This is a genomic window from Sphingopyxis sp. MG (genome assembly GCF_002953155.1).
Taxonomy (GTDB): Bacteria; Pseudomonadota; Alphaproteobacteria; order Sphingomonadales; family Sphingomonadaceae; genus Sphingopyxis; species Sphingopyxis granuli.
This window is the reverse complement of the sequence record NZ_CP026381.1, coordinates 1,747,148-1,760,443: the sequence shown is the minus strand read 5'-3', so window position 1 is coordinate 1,760,443 and position 13,296 is coordinate 1,747,148. Positions and strand designations below refer to the sequence as shown.

Genomic DNA, 13,296 nt, shown 5'->3' with positions numbered 1-13,296 from the left:
CAATGCGTCAAACCCGCTTCGGCTCGTCGCCTTTCGGCGCGGGTGTGGGATCGGACGGACGCGCGGCCGCCGCGTAGAGGCGAGTGGGGAGGAAAAAGATGATCGACACCAGCGGACGCGCCGCGGACCTGCGCGAACTGACGCTTCGCGGGATCATCCTCGGCGGGCTCATCACGCTGCTCTTCACCGCGGCGAATGTCTATCTGGGGCTCAAGGTCGGACTGACCTTCGCGACCTCGATTCCCGCGGCGGTGATCTCGATGGCGATCCTGCGCTTCCTGTCGGGCGCGACGATCCTCGAGAACAATATCGTCCAGACGATTGCCAGCGCCGCGGGGACGCTCGCCGCGATCATCTTCGTGCTGCCGGGGCTCGTCATCGTCGGCTGGTGGCAGGGCTTTCCCTATTGGACCACCGCCGCTGTCTGCTTCATCGGTGGAACGCTGGGCGTGATGTTCTCGGTACCGCTGCGGCGCGCGCTCGTCGCCGGATCGGACCTGCCCTATCCCGAGGGGGTCGCCGCCGCCGAGGTGCTGAAGGTCGGTTCGCGCGCCGGCGATGGCGCCGAGGAGAATCAGCGCGGCCTGCGAACGATCCTGCTCGGCTCGCTCGTCAGCGCCGGGTTCGCGTTGCTCGGCGCGATGAAGCTGGCGGCGACCGAGATCGGCCGGAATTTCAAGATCGGCGCGGGCGCGAGCGGGGCGAGCGCCAGCCTGTCGCTCGCGCTGATCGGCGTCGGCCATCTCGTCGGCCTGTCGGTCGGCCTCGCCATGCTGCTCGGCATGCTGATCGCGTGGGGCGGGCTGATGCCGGTGCTGACCGCGGCGCAGGGCGTCGCGGGATCGGTCGACGATGTCGTCGGCGCGGTCTTTTCGCAGCAGGTGCGTTTCATCGGCGCGGGCACGATCGGCGTCGCCGCGCTGTGGACGCTGTTCAAGATCGTCGGGCCGGTCGTCCGGGGCATCCAGGGATCGATCGCTTCGTCGCGCGCGCGCGGCGCGGGCGAGACGGTCGCGCTCGGTGAACGCGACCTGTCGTTCGGCATCGTCGTCGGCACCATCCTCGGCTCGCTCGTCCCGATCGCCGGGCTGCTGTGGTTTTTCGCGCAGGGCGGGCCGATCGCCGCGCACCCCGTCGGGGTGATCGCCGCGACCCTGGTCTTCGTGTTGTTCGTCGGCGCGATCATCGCCGCGGTCACCGGCTATATGGCGGGCCTGATCGGCGCGTCGAACAGCCCAGTGTCGGGGGTCGGCATCCTCGCGGTCATCGCGGCGTCGCTGATGCTGCTCTTCTTCTTCGGGCGCAATCACAGCGAGGCCGATACGGCGGCGCTCGTCGCCTATGCGCTGTTCACGACCGCGATCGTCTTTTCGGTGGCGACAATCTCGAACGACAATCTTCAGGACCTGAAGACCGGCCAACTCGTCGGGGCGACGCCGTGGAAGCAGCAGTTCGCGCTCGTCATCGGTGTCGGTTTCGGTTCGCTCATCATCCCGCCGGTGCTCGACCTGCTCAACCAGGCGTTTGGCTTCGCCGGTGCGGAAGGGGCGGGGGCCAATGCGCTGCCCGCGCCGCAGGCGGCGCTGATCAGCGCGCTGGCGAAGGGCGTGCTCGGCGGCGACCTGCGCTGGGACCTGATCGGCTATGGCGCGCTAATCGGCGTTGTGGTGATCGCGGTCGACGAACTGCTGGGGCGGCTTGGCAAGATGCGGCTGCCGCCGCTCGGCGTCGGCATGGGCATCTATCTGCCGATGTCGCTCACCATCCTGATCCCGATCGGCGCCGCCATCGGCCATCTGTGGGAGAAGCGCGCGGCGCGCAGCGCCAAGCCCGAATTCTACAGCCGCATGGGCGTGCTGCTCGCGACCGGCTTCATCGTCGGTGAAAGCCTGTTCGGCGTGCTCTTCGCGGGCGTCGTCGCGGGTTCGGGAAGCGACGCGCCGCTCGCGGTGGTGGGCGAGGGGTTCGCGACGAACGCGATCCTGATCGGGGTGCTGCTGTTCGTCGGCGTGATCGCCTTCACCTATCGCCGGACGCGGGCGGCGGCGGACGCGACGCCGTAAGCCGCTTGCTCTCCGCCGCGCCGACCGCTAAGGGCGCGCTCCTGTGACCGGTGCGCTCCGCACGCGCCGGCGGCTCTTTACCATCCTTGTTCAAGTGAGTGTGCGCGATGAAAATCTCCGGCGTTGATATCCGTCCCGGCAATATTATCGAATATGAGGGCGGCATCTGGAAGGTCACCAAGATCCAGCACACCCAGCCGGGCAAGGGCGGCGCCTATATGCAGGTGGAGGCCAAGAATCTGATCGACGGCCGCAAACTCAACAACCGCTTCCGCAGCGCCGACACGGTCGAGAAGGTCCGCCTCGACACCAAGGATTTCCAGTATCTCTATGCCGAGGGCGACGATCTCGTCTTCATGGACAAGGATACGTACGAGCAGATCAACATCTCGAAGGATGTCGTCGGCGATGCCGCCGATTTCCTGCAGGACGGGATGGAGGTCGTGCTCGAACTGTGGGAAGAACGCCCGATCTCGGTCGAACTGCCCGAACAGATCGAAGCGACGATCGTCGAGGCCGACGCGGTGGTGAAGGGCCAGACGGCGTCCTCGTCCTACAAGCCCGCGATCCTCGACAACGGCGTGCGCGTGATGGTGCCCCCGCACATCACCAGCGGCACCCGCATCGTGGTCAATGTCTATGACCGCGAATATGTGCGGCGCGCCGACTGATTGAGTCCCCCTCCCGCAAGCGGGAGGGGTTAGGGGTGAGCGACAGGCCCGCCCACAATTGCTGCCCACCCCCGGCCCCTCCCGCAGGCGGGAGGGGGGAGATAGAAAATGGCCATTTCCGGCATCATCACCGTCATGGAACGCGCCGCGCGCAAGGCGGGCACGAAGCTGCGCCGCGACTTCGGCGAGGTCGAGCATCTTCAGGTCTCGCAGAAGGGGCCCGCCGATTTCGTGTCGAAGGCCGATCAGGCGGCCGAGCGCACCCTCTATGACGAATTGAGCCATGCGCGCCCCGGCTGGGGTTTCCTGATGGAAGAGGCGGGGGAGATCGAGGGAGAAGCGGGCAAGCCGCGCTTCATCATCGACCCGCTCGACGGCACGTCGAATTTCCTGCACGCCATTCCGCAGTTCGCCATCTCGATCGCGGTGCAGGAACCGAAGCTCGGCGGCGGCTGGGGCGACGTCACCGCGGCGCTCGTCTATCAGCCGGTGACCGACGAAAGCTATTGGGCCGAGCGCGGCCGCGGTGCGTGGCTGCACGACCGCCGCCTCCGCGTCTCGTCGCGCCGTAGCCTGCACGAATGCCTGATCGCGACCGGCATCCCCTATATGGGCCATGGCGACATGGCGCAGTGGGGCCGCGTCTTCGGCGTCGTCGCGCCCGAGGTTGCCGGCATCCGCCGCTTCGGTGCGGCGTCCCTCGACCTCGCGTGGGTCGCGGCGGGCCGCTTCGACGGTTTCTGGGAAAGCGACCTCGCGATCTGGGACGTCGCGGCGGGAATGCTGCTGGTGCGTGAGGCGGGCGGATTCGTCAGTGACTTCCGCGGCGGCGACCGCACGATCGAGCGCCGCGAATTCGTCGCCGGCAGCGCGGCGGTGCATTCGAAGCTGCAAAAGCTCGTCGCCGGCGCCTTGCGCGGCGCCTGAGAAGAAAGCACGGGGCAGACGACCGGCTTTCAACCTTGAGTCACTCTGGACTTGTTTGGCGTATATATCGTTCAGGCAAGTAAGAGCTTGTTCCCCGGCGAAAGCCGGGGCCCGGATGGCATGGCGCGGCTCCGCATGGACCCCGGCCTTCGCCGGGGAACAATCACCTGTCGGCGCCCGGCGCTCAGTCTTCGAAGATGAATTCGCGGAACGTGTCCATCAGCGAGGACCAGGTGTTGAAGGTCTCGCCGATATTCTCGCGCGGGATGCCGTTGAAATCGACGTCGACATCCATTTCGAGCACCGGATCGCCCTCGTCGTCGCGATAGGCGCGGGCGAAGCGCTTTTCCTTGTTCCACTGGTTGAACTTTTCGAGCGGCACCTGCTTGGCGTCGCTGAATCCCATGTAATATTGCAGCGTCTTGCAGTTCCGGCCTTCGGTGCAGTTCATGAACAGGACCAGGAATTTCAGCCCGTTGCGGTTGCTTTCGATATAGGGGTCGTCGCCCGGCTTGCTGACCAGCGTCGCGGGCCAGCCCTGCGACTCGACGATCGCCTTGATCGTCGCCGGATTCGACGCGTTCACCAGTTCGGCGTGGGCCGGAACGGCCGCCAGCGTGGCGATCGTCGCCATGGCGAGGGCGCCCCGCAGAAGAAATCGTCCCATATATGCTCCCATCTCGCAATCGGACCCGATCCGGGCCGTCGGCCGGCCCCCATCATCGGCCTATCACAGCCCTGGCGCGCCTTGCCAGCGCCGTTTATGCTCTGGATCACAGCATGCTGGGAATTTCATGCCCGCAGCGCTTGCGAGGCGCGACGCGCTGGCCTAAAGCGCCCCGCTAACGGGTGGCGAACAACCCAGAAACGAACACAGGACTGCGTGCTTCATGGTCGACCTGACGCAATATCTGCCGATTCTGATTTTCCTGGCCGTCGCGGTCGGGCTGTCGGCTGCCTTCGTCTTCCTGCCGATGGGAATCGCCCGGCTCACCGGCGCCCATCAGCCCGATCCGGCGAAGCTCAGCGAGTATGAATGCGGCTTTCCGGCATTCGAGGATGCGCGCAGCCAGTTCGACGTGCGTTTCTATCTCGTCGCGATTCTCTTCATCATCTTCGATCTCGAAGCCGCCTTCCTCTTTCCGTGGGCGGTCAGCCTCAAGGAGATCGGCTGGGCCGGCTGGGCGACGATGATGATATTCCTGGCCGAACTCGCGATCGGCCTTGTCTATGCGTGGAAGAAAGGGGCTCTGGACTGGGAATGAGCAACACCTCCATCCTGACCCCCGGCCAGATGCCGGTCGCGCCGGGCACCGCCCCGGACCAGGGCTTTTTCGACGACCTCAACGCCGAAGTCGGCGACAAGGGTTTTCTTGTCACCACGACCGAGGATCTGTTCGGCTGGGCGCGCACCGGCTCGCTGTGGTGGATGACATTCGGGCTCGCCTGCTGCGCGGTCGAGATGATCCACGTCAACATGCCGCGCTATGACATGGAGCGCTTCGGCGCCGCGCCGCGCGCCAGCCCGCGCCAGTCGGACGTGATGATCGTCGCCGGGACGCTGTGCAACAAGATGGCGCCTGCGCTGCGCCGGGTCTACGACCAGATGTCGAACCCCAAATATGTCATCTCTATGGGAAGCTGCGCCAACGGCGGCGGCTATTATCATTACAGCTATTCGGTGGTGCGCGGCTGCGACCGCATCGTGCCGGTGGACATCTACGTCCCCGGCTGCCCGCCGACCGCCGAGGCGCTGCTCTATGGCGTGATGCAGTTGCAGCGGAAGATCCGCCGCGTCGGGACGATCGAACGCTGATGTCCAGCCCCGCTCCCCTGATCGCGCCGCGCGAAGGCCTCGCCGAGGCGCTGAAGAAGCTGCTCGGCAAGGATCTGCTCGCGCATGTCCAGGCCGTCGGCGAGGACAGCATCACCGTTCGCCGCGACGCGGTCGACGGCGTGATGGTGACGCTGCGCGACGCGCTCGAATATCAGCAGCTCATGGAGATTGCCGGGGTCGACTATCCCGACCGCCCGGAGCGCTTCGAGGTCGTCTATCACCTGCTCAGCGTCACCCGGAACCATCGCCTGCGCGTCCGCGTCACCACCGACGAGGTGACGCCGGTGCCGACCGTGGTGCCCGTCTGGCCGGTGGCCGGCTGGCTCGAGCGCGAGGTGTTCGACATGTACGGGGTGCTGTTCAGCGGCAACCCCGACCTGCGCCGCATCCTGACCGACTATGGCTTTCAGGGCCATCCGCAGCGCAAGGATTTCCCGCTCACCGGCTATATCGAACTGCGCTATTCGGAAGAGGACAAGCGCGTCGTCTATGAACCGGTGCGGCTGGCGCAGGATTTCCGCAACTTCGACTTCATGTCGCCGTGGGAAGGCGCCGACTATATCCTGCCGGGCGACGAAAAGGCGGGCGGCACGGGCGAGGCACCGGGCAAGGGCGCGCCCACCCCGATGACTGCCGACCAGGTCAAGAAGGCCGACGAGGCCAAGGCCGCGCCGCCGCCGACTCCCAAGACCACCGACAAGCCGACGCAGACGGGCGCGGGGAGCAAGGCGAACGACGCCGCCGCGAAGACAAGCGAAGACGGCGCCAAGGCCAAGCCCGCGTCGAAGGCGAAGACGCCCGCGACCGCGAAGGCCGAGAAGGCCCCCGCGAAGGCGAAGGCTCCGGCCAAGCCGCGCGCGCCGCGCAAGCCCAAAGGAGGTGACGCATGACCGATTCTCCCACGGTCCGGCATCACGGCAGCGACATGTTCGAAGGCTATCCGGTCGACACCGCGGACACGGCGGGCGACCAGGCGGTGACGAACTACACGATCAACTTCGGCCCGCAGCACCCTGCGGCGCACGGCGTGCTGCGGCTGGTGATGGAGCTCGACGGCGAGATCATCGAGCGCGTCGATCCGCATGTCGGCCTGCTCCACCGCGGCACCGAAAAGCTGATCGAATACAAGACCTATCTTCAGGCGCTGCCCTATTTCGACCGGCTCGACTATTGCTCGCCGCTGGGGATGGAGCACAGCTACGTCCTCGCGATCGAGAAGCTCCTTGATCTGGAGGTGCCGGCGCGCGCGCAATATCTGCGGACGCTGTTCGCCGAACTGACGCGCATCTGCAACCACATGCTCAACATCGGGTCGCACGTGATGGACGTCGGCGCGATGACCCCGAACCTGTGGGTGTTCGAACTGCGCGAGGATTGCCTGAACTTCTTCGAACGCGCGTCGGGCGCGCGCATGCACTCGGCGTGGTTCCGCCCCGGCGGCGTGCATCAGGATGCGCCCGAAAAGCTGCTCGTCGACATCGGCGAATGGTGCGAGACGCGCCTGCCGAAGCTGTTTGGCGATGCGATGAGCCTCGTCATCGACAACCGCATCTTCAAGCAGCGCAACGTCGATATCGCGACGGTGAGCAAGGAAGACGCGCTGGCATGGGGTTTCTCGGGCCCGATGATCCGCGGCAGCGGCATTCCGTGGGATATCCGCAAGAGCCAGCCCTATGACGCCTATGCGCAGATGGAATTCGACATTCCGGTCGGCACGCGCGGCGACTGCTACGACCGTTTCATGGTCCGCGTGCAGGAAGTCTATCAGTCGGCGCGCATCATCAAGCAGTGCCTGCGCGACATGCCGAGCGGCCCGGTCGCCAGCCTCGACCGCAAGGTCGTGCCGCCGAAGCGCGCCGAGATGAAGAGCTCGATGGAATCGCTGATCCATCACTTCAAGCTCTACACCGAGGGCTTCCACGTCCCCGCGGGCGAGGTTTACGTGGCGACCGAAAGCCCGAAGGGCGAATTCGGCGTCTATCTGGTCAGCGACGGCAGCAACAAGCCGTACCGCTGCAAGATCCGCCCGACGGCGTTCAGCCACCTTCAGGCGATGGACATGATGACCAAGGGCCACATGCTCGCCGACACGACTGCAATCATCGGCGCCATCGACGTCGTTTTCGGAGAGTGTGACCGCTAATGGCTGACGCACCCAACATCCCCGACGAAGCCGAAGTCCGCGCGCGCTGGGGCGATTTCGCGTGGACGCCCGAAAATGCCGAACAGGCGAAGGTCATCATCGCGCGCTACCCCGCGGGACGGCAGCGCTCGGCGGTGATGCCGCTGCTCGACCTCGCGCAGCGGCAGGTGGGGGCAGCGACAAACACGCAGGGCTGGCTGCCGATACCGGTGATCGAATATGTCGCCGCGCAGCTCGATATGCCCTATATCCGCGCCTACGAGGTCGCGACCTTCTATACCATGTACAATCTCGCGCCGGTCGGCCGCTATCATGTGCAGGTCTGCGGGACGACGCCGTGCATGCTGCGCGGGTCGGACGATGTCATGGCGGCGTGCAAGAACCGCGGCATGGTCAAGGGAAAGACCACCCCCGACGGCCTGTTCACGCTGACCGAGGTCGAGTGCATGGGCAATTGCACCAACGCGCCGATGGTCCAGATCAACGACGATAATTATGAAGACCTCGACTACGACAGCATGACCCGCATCCTCGACGATCTGGCGGCGGGCAATCAGCCGAAGACCGGGACGCAGAACCCGAAGCGCCACACCAGCGATCCCGAGGGCGGCCCGACGACGCTGACCGAAATGGTGTCGGCGAACCACGATTACCGGAAGGAGTGGTGAGGATGAGAGCCGACACCCTTTTCCTTCGTCATGCCGGACTTGATCCGGCATCCATTCTTCCTTCGTCCATTGGCGTGAGCGCCGAATGGACCCCGGATCAAGTCCGGGGTGACGATGCGGCAGGAGGGGACGCATGAGCCTCGCCGACAAGGATCGCATCTTTACCAACCTCTACGGGTTCCAGCCGTGGAACCTGAAGGCCGCGCAGGCGCGCGGGGATTGGGACAAGACCAAGGATCTGCTGAAGCGCGGCCAGGACGCGATCATCGAGGAGGTCAAGGCGTCGGGCCTGCGCGGACGCGGCGGCGCGGGCTTCCCCACGGGGCTCAAATGGTCGTTCATGCCCAAGGAGCCGCGCGAGGATCGTCCGAGCTTCCTCGTCATCAACGCCGACGAATCCGAGCCGGGGTCGTGCAAGGACCGCGAGATCATCCGCCACGATCCGCACAAGCTGATCGAGGGCGCGCTGATCGCCGGCTATGCGATGCGCGCGCGCGCGGCCTATATCTACATTCGCGGCGAGTTCATCCGCGAGGCCGAAACGCTCTTCGCCGCGGTGCAGGAGGCGTATGACGCCGGCCTGCTCGGCAAGAATGCCGCGAAATCGGGCTACGACTTCGACGTCTTCGTCCACCGCGGCGCCGGCGCCTATATCTGCGGCGAAGAAACCGCGATGATCGAAAGCCTCGAAGGCAAGAAGGGGCAGCCGCGCCTGAAACCGCCGTTCCCGGCGGGCGCGGGCCTCTATGGCTGTCCGACGACGGTCAACAATGTCGAGAGCATCGCGGTCGTGCCGACGATCCTGCGCCGCGGCGCGGCGTGGTTCGCGAGCTTCGGGCGCGAAAACAACAAGGGCACCAAGCTTTTCCAGATCAGCGGCCATGTCGAGCGGCCGTGCGTGGTCGAGGAAGAGATGGGCATCACCTTCCGCGAACTGATCGAAAAACATTGCGGCGGCATCCGCGGCGGCTGGGACAATCTGCTCGCGGTGATCCCCGGCGGATCGTCGGTGCCGCTGGTCCCGGCGGCCGAGATCATGGACGCGCCGATGGATTTCGACGGGCTGAAGGCGCTCGGGTCGGGCCTCGGCACCGCCGCCGCGATCGTGATGGACAAGTCGACCGACGTCGTCCAGGCGATCAGCCGCATCAGCTATTTCTACAAGCACGAAAGCTGCGGCCAGTGCACCCCGTGCCGCGAGGGCACCGGCTGGATGTGGCGCGTGATGGAACGCCTGCGCACCGGCGACGCGACGATCGATGAGATCGACACGCTGTTCGACGTGACCAAGCAGGTCGAAGGCCACACCATCTGCGCGCTGGGCGACGCGGCGGCGTGGCCGATCCAGGGCCTGATCCGCCATTTCCGCCCCGAACTGGAGCGCCGTATCCGCGAAAATGGCGGCATGATGGAGGCCGCGGAATAATGCCTAAAGTAACCGTAGACGGCATCGAACTCGATGTTCCACAGGGCGCGACGGTCCTGCAGGCGTGCGAGATGGCGGGGAAGGAAATCCCGCGCTTCTGCTATCATGAGCGGCTGTCGATCGCCGGCAATTGCCGCATGTGCCTGGTCGAGGTGTCGCCGGGGCCGCCGAAGCCGCAGGCATCGTGCGCGCTGCCCGCATCCGACGGGCAGATCATCCGCACCGACAGCCCGATGGTCAAGAAGGCGCGCGAAGGGGTGATGGAGTTCCTGCTCATCAACCATCCGCTCGACTGCCCGATCTGCGACCAGGGCGGCGAATGCGACCTGCAGGATCAGGCGGTCGCCTACGGCCGCGGCGGATCGCGCTTTCACGAGAACAAGCGCGCGGTGACCGAGAAATATATGGGGCCGATCGTCAAGACGATCATGACCCGCTGCATCCAGTGCACGCGCTGCGTCCGTTTCGCGGAAGAGGTCGCGGGGGTCGAGGATATCGGCGCCCTCTATCGCGGCGAGAATATGCAGATCACCTCCTATCTGGAGCGTGCGGTCGCGAGCGAGCTTTCGGGCAACGTCGTCGATCTCTGCCCGGTCGGCGCGCTGACCAGCAAGCCCTATGCGTTCGAGGCGCGGCCGTGGGAGCTGACCAAGACGCTCGGCATCGACATGAGCGATGCTGTCGGCACCAACGTCCGCATCGACAGCCGCGGGCGACAGGTGCTGCGCGTGCTGCCGCGCGTCAACGACGACGTGAACGAGGAATGGGCGAGCGACAAGACGCGCCACCATGTCGACGGCCTGATCCGTCGCCGCCTGGACCGTCCCTATGTCCGCAAGGACGGCCAGCTCGTCGAGGCGAGCTGGGCCGAGGCGTTCGAGGCGATCAGGGCCGCGAATGCCGGTGCTTCGGTCGCGGCAATCGCGGGCGACATGGCCGACTGCGAGACGATGTTCGCGGCGAAGGCGCTGGTGACCGCGCTCGGCGGCCATCTGTTCGAGGGGCGCCAGACCGGGCTTGCCTATGACGTCACCAGCCTGTCGGCGGTCAATTTCAACACGACGATCGCCGAGGCGGAGAATGCCGACGTGATCCTGCTCGTCGGCACCAACCTGCGCTGGGAAGCGCCGCTCATCAATACGCGCGTCCGCAAGGCGGTGTACAAGAAGGGCGCGAAGGTGTTCGGCATCGGGCCCGAGATCGACCTGACCTACAAGGTCGAATGGCTTGGCAACGACGCCTCGCTCGTCGCGAAGCTGCCCAAGGCGGCGCTCGATGCGCTGAAGGGCGCCGAGCGGCCGATGCTCATATTCGGCGGCGGCGCGCTGTCGGTGCCCGGCGTCCACGGCGCCGGCCTCGCACTCGCCAGGAGCGTGAACGCGGTCAGGGACGGCTGGAACGGCTTCAACGTCGTCCATTTCTCCGCCGCGCGCATGGGCGCGCTGATGCTCGGCTATTCGCAGCCGGGCGGCATCAACGACGTGATCGCGGCCAAGCCGAAGCTGGCCTTCTTCCTTGGCGCCGACGACGTCGATTTCGCGGCGTTCGATGGAACGCTGAAGGTCTATGTCGGCCATCACGGCGACAAGGGCGCGCACGCCGCCGACGTCATCCTGCCCGCCGCGGCGTGGACCGAGAAGGATTTCACCACGGTCAACACCGAGGGCCGCGTCCAGCGCAGCGACAAGGCGGTGTTCGCGCCCGGCGACGCGCGCGAGGACTGGAGCATCTTCCGCGCCCTCGCCGACGCGCTGGGCGTTTCGGTCGGCTTCGACAGCTTTGACGAGTGCCGCGCGGCGATGATTGCGGCGGTGCCGGAACTGGGTATCGAAGGGCTGGTCGATTACGGCTGGCCAGAAGACTTTAATGACTTACCCAAGCTGCCCGCCAAGCCCGAGGCGCGCGAAATTCCGTCGCCGATCAAGGATTTCTACCTGACCAACGCCATCTGCCGCGCCTCGCCGACGATGCAGCGCTGCTCGGACGAACTGCTCCACGGCGTCGATTTTGCGGAGGCGGCAGAATGACCGAGTTTTTCCAGAATCTCGGCCTGTCCTACGAATGGGCGTGGGGGCTTGCCACCATCTGCGGCATCCTGCTGATCGCGCTGCCGCTGATGCTCGCGGTGGCGATGATCATCTATGCCGACCGCAAGATCTGGGCGGCGATGGCGCTGCGGCGCGGGCCGAACGTCGTCGGACCTTTCGGCCTGCTCCAGAGCTTCGCCGACGGACTCAAGGTGTTCCTCCAGGAAACGATCATCCCGTCGGGCGCCAACCGCGGCCTGTTCCTGATCGCGCCGATCATCACCTTCACGGTGGCGCTGATGGCGTGGGCGGTGATCCCGTTCAATTCGGGCGCGGTGCTCGCCGACATCAATATCGGGCTGCTCTACATCCTCGCCATCTCGTCGCTCGGCGTCTATGGCGTCATCCTGTCGGGCTGGTCGTCGAACTCCAAATACCCCTTCTTTTCCGCGCTTCGCGCGTCGGCGCAGATGATTTCCTATGAAGTGTCGATCGGTTTCATCCTGATCGGCGTCGTGCTGTTCGCCGACAGCTTCAACCTCAATGAGATCGTCAAGGCGCAGCAGGGGCACGGGCTTGGGCTGGTCAACGCCTTCGGCTTCAACCTGCTGCTCTTCCCGCTCGCGGTGCTGTTCTTCATCTCGTCGCTGGCCGAGACCGCGCGCACGCCGTTCGACCTGACCGAGGCCGAAAGCGAGCTCGTCGCGGGCTATCAGACCGAATATTCGTCGATGAGCTTCGCGCTGTTCTGGCTCGGAGAATATGCGAATGTGCTGCTGATGTGCGCGCTCAACGCGATCCTGTTCTGGGGTGGCTGGCTGCCGCCGATCGACTGGGCGCCGCTCTATGCCGTGCCCGGCTGGATCTGGCTGTTCGCGAAGATCTTCTTCTTCTTCTTCGTCTTTTCCTGGGTGAAGGCGACCGTCCCGCGTTACCGCTACGACCAGCTCATGCGGCTGGGCTGGAAGGTCTTCCTGCCGATCTCGCTCTTCTGGGTGTTCCTGGTGTCCGGCTATCTGATGCTGACGAGGTATTCATGAGTAACATCGCCCATCTCGTCAGAACCTTCACCCTGTGGGAGTTCGTGCAGGCGCACTGGCTGACGCTCAAATATTTCTTCAAGCCGAAGGCGACGATCAACTATCCCTTCGAGAAGAATCCGCTGTCGCCCCGGTTCCGCGGCGAGCATGCGTTGCGCCGCTATCCGAACGGCGAAGAGCGCTGCATCGCGTGCAAGCTGTGCGAAGCGGTCTGCCCGGCGCAGGCGATCACGATCGAGGCAGAACCGCGCGACGACGGGTCGCGCCGCACGACGCGCTACGACATCGATATGACCAAGTGCATCTATTGCGGTTTCTGCCAGGAAGCCTGCCCGGTCGATGCGATCGTCGAGGGGCCGAACTTCGAATTCGCGACCGAAACGCGCGAGGAACTGCTCTATGACAAGGCCAAGCTGCTCGCCAACGGCGACAAATGGGAGCGCGCGATCGCGGCCAATCTTGCCGCCGACGCGCCCTATCGGTAAGGGCGCGCG

The 13,296-nt window shown here is 65.5% G+C and carries 13 protein-coding genes; 12 read left to right on the top strand and 1 reads right to left on the bottom strand.

Annotated features, from left to right (window positions below; translation table 11 throughout):
• The first annotated feature begins 98 nt into the window (after positions 1–98).
• From C3E99_RS08135 to C3E99_RS08125, 3 genes are all read left to right on the top strand, one after another.
• A complete protein-coding gene (locus tag C3E99_RS08135) occupies positions 99–2,063 on the top strand; it encodes an OPT family oligopeptide transporter (protein WP_076077830.1) in 1,965 nt (654 codons plus the stop codon).
• A 107-nt stretch (positions 2,064–2,170) separates the two neighbouring features.
• The gene (gene efp, locus C3E99_RS08130) at positions 2,171–2,734 is read left to right on the top strand and encodes an elongation factor P (protein ID WP_067112206.1); all 564 of its coding nucleotides are present in this window, start codon (positions 2,171–2,173) and stop codon (positions 2,732–2,734) included.
• A 108-nt stretch (positions 2,735–2,842) separates the two neighbouring features.
• Positions 2,843–3,661 carry an inositol monophosphatase family protein gene (locus C3E99_RS08125; RefSeq protein ID WP_067112203.1) on the top strand — a complete coding sequence of 273 codons (819 nt, stop codon included), beginning with the start codon at positions 2,843–2,845 and terminating at the stop codon, positions 3,659–3,661.
• A 184-nt stretch (positions 3,662–3,845) separates the two neighbouring features.
• Here the strand turns inward: C3E99_RS08125 and C3E99_RS08120 are convergent, their stop codons facing one another.
• On the bottom strand, positions 3,846–4,328 hold the full coding sequence (locus C3E99_RS08120; protein ID WP_067183547.1) for a YbjN domain-containing protein: 483 nt from the start codon (positions 4,326–4,328) through the stop codon (positions 3,846–3,848).
• 223 nt (positions 4,329–4,551) lie between these two features.
• On the opposite strand from C3E99_RS08120, the gene C3E99_RS08115 reads away from it, so the two are divergent.
• The 9 genes from C3E99_RS08115 to nuoI all read left to right on the top strand — a co-directional run bounded on the left by C3E99_RS08115 (position 4,552) and on the right by nuoI (position 13,287).
• Complete coding sequence (locus C3E99_RS08115; RefSeq protein ID WP_067112197.1) at positions 4,552–4,926, top strand: NADH-quinone oxidoreductase subunit A; 375 nt, start codon at positions 4,552–4,554, stop codon at positions 4,924–4,926.
• Positions 4,923–5,477, top strand: a complete 555-nt coding sequence (locus C3E99_RS08110; protein ID WP_104959671.1) for a NuoB/complex I 20 kDa subunit family protein — start codon at positions 4,923–4,925, stop codon at positions 5,475–5,477. The genes C3E99_RS08115 and C3E99_RS08110 overlap by 4 nt, the downstream gene beginning before the upstream one ends.
• Positions 5,477–6,388 carry an NADH-quinone oxidoreductase subunit C gene (locus tag C3E99_RS08105; protein WP_076075294.1) on the top strand — a complete coding sequence of 304 codons (912 nt, stop codon included), beginning with the start codon at positions 5,477–5,479 and terminating at the stop codon, positions 6,386–6,388. Before C3E99_RS08110 ends, C3E99_RS08105 begins: the two co-directional genes overlap by 1 nt.
• 35 nt (positions 6,389–6,423) lie before the next feature.
• Positions 6,424–7,641, top strand: coding sequence for an NADH-quinone oxidoreductase subunit D (locus tag C3E99_RS08100; protein ID WP_199775103.1), 1,218 nt, complete (start codon positions 6,424–6,426; stop codon positions 7,639–7,641).
• The gene (locus C3E99_RS08095) at positions 7,641–8,309 is read left to right on the top strand and encodes a complex I 24 kDa subunit family protein (protein ID WP_076075299.1); all 669 of its coding nucleotides are present in this window, start codon (positions 7,641–7,643) and stop codon (positions 8,307–8,309) included. The genes C3E99_RS08100 and C3E99_RS08095 overlap by 1 nt, the downstream gene beginning before the upstream one ends.
• A 133-nt stretch (positions 8,310–8,442) precedes the next feature.
• Entirely contained in the window at positions 8,443–9,735 is a 1,293-nt protein-coding gene (gene nuoF / locus C3E99_RS08090) for an NADH-quinone oxidoreductase subunit NuoF (RefSeq protein ID WP_104959669.1), read from the top strand.
• On the top strand, positions 9,735–11,762 hold the full coding sequence (gene nuoG, locus C3E99_RS08085) for an NADH-quinone oxidoreductase subunit NuoG (protein ID WP_076075303.1): 2,028 nt from the start codon (positions 9,735–9,737) through the stop codon (positions 11,760–11,762). Before nuoF ends, nuoG begins: the two co-directional genes overlap by 1 nt.
• Positions 11,759–12,802 carry an NADH-quinone oxidoreductase subunit NuoH gene (gene nuoH, locus C3E99_RS08080; protein ID WP_076075304.1) on the top strand — a complete coding sequence of 348 codons (1,044 nt, stop codon included), beginning with the start codon at positions 11,759–11,761 and terminating at the stop codon, positions 12,800–12,802. Before nuoG ends, nuoH begins: the two co-directional genes overlap by 4 nt.
• On the top strand, positions 12,799–13,287 hold the full coding sequence (gene nuoI, locus C3E99_RS08075; RefSeq protein ID WP_067183557.1) for an NADH-quinone oxidoreductase subunit NuoI: 489 nt from the start codon (positions 12,799–12,801) through the stop codon (positions 13,285–13,287). Before nuoH ends, nuoI begins: the two co-directional genes overlap by 4 nt.
• The last annotated feature ends 9 nt before the right edge of the window (positions 13,288–13,296 follow it).

Bases quoted from the DNA above. Each gene is read 5' to 3' on its own strand.
- C3E99_RS08135 (WP_076077830.1), top strand. From the start codon at position 99: ATGATCGACACCAGCGGACGCGCCGCGGACCTGCGCGAACTGACGCTT.
- efp (WP_067112206.1), top strand. From the start codon at position 2,171: ATGAAAATCTCCGGCGTTGATATCCGTCCCGGCAATATTATCGAATAT.
- C3E99_RS08125 (WP_067112203.1), top strand. From the start codon at position 2,843: ATGGCCATTTCCGGCATCATCACCGTCATGGAACGCGCCGCGCGCAAG.
- C3E99_RS08120 (WP_067183547.1), bottom strand. From the start codon at position 4,328: ATGGGACGATTTCTTCTGCGGGGCGCCCTCGCCATGGCGACGATCGCC.
- C3E99_RS08115 (WP_067112197.1), top strand. From the start codon at position 4,552: ATGGTCGACCTGACGCAATATCTGCCGATTCTGATTTTCCTGGCCGTC.
- C3E99_RS08110 (WP_104959671.1), top strand. From the start codon at position 4,923: ATGAGCAACACCTCCATCCTGACCCCCGGCCAGATGCCGGTCGCGCCG.
- C3E99_RS08105 (WP_076075294.1), top strand. From the start codon at position 5,477: ATGTCCAGCCCCGCTCCCCTGATCGCGCCGCGCGAAGGCCTCGCCGAG.
- C3E99_RS08100 (WP_199775103.1), top strand. From the start codon at position 6,424: ATGTTCGAAGGCTATCCGGTCGACACCGCGGACACGGCGGGCGACCAG.
- C3E99_RS08095 (WP_076075299.1), top strand. From the start codon at position 7,641: ATGGCTGACGCACCCAACATCCCCGACGAAGCCGAAGTCCGCGCGCGC.
- nuoF (WP_104959669.1), top strand. From the start codon at position 8,443: ATGAGCCTCGCCGACAAGGATCGCATCTTTACCAACCTCTACGGGTTC.
- nuoG (WP_076075303.1), top strand. From the start codon at position 9,735: ATGCCTAAAGTAACCGTAGACGGCATCGAACTCGATGTTCCACAGGGC.
- nuoH (WP_076075304.1), top strand. From the start codon at position 11,759: ATGACCGAGTTTTTCCAGAATCTCGGCCTGTCCTACGAATGGGCGTGG.
- nuoI (WP_067183557.1), top strand. From the start codon at position 12,799: ATGAGTAACATCGCCCATCTCGTCAGAACCTTCACCCTGTGGGAGTTC.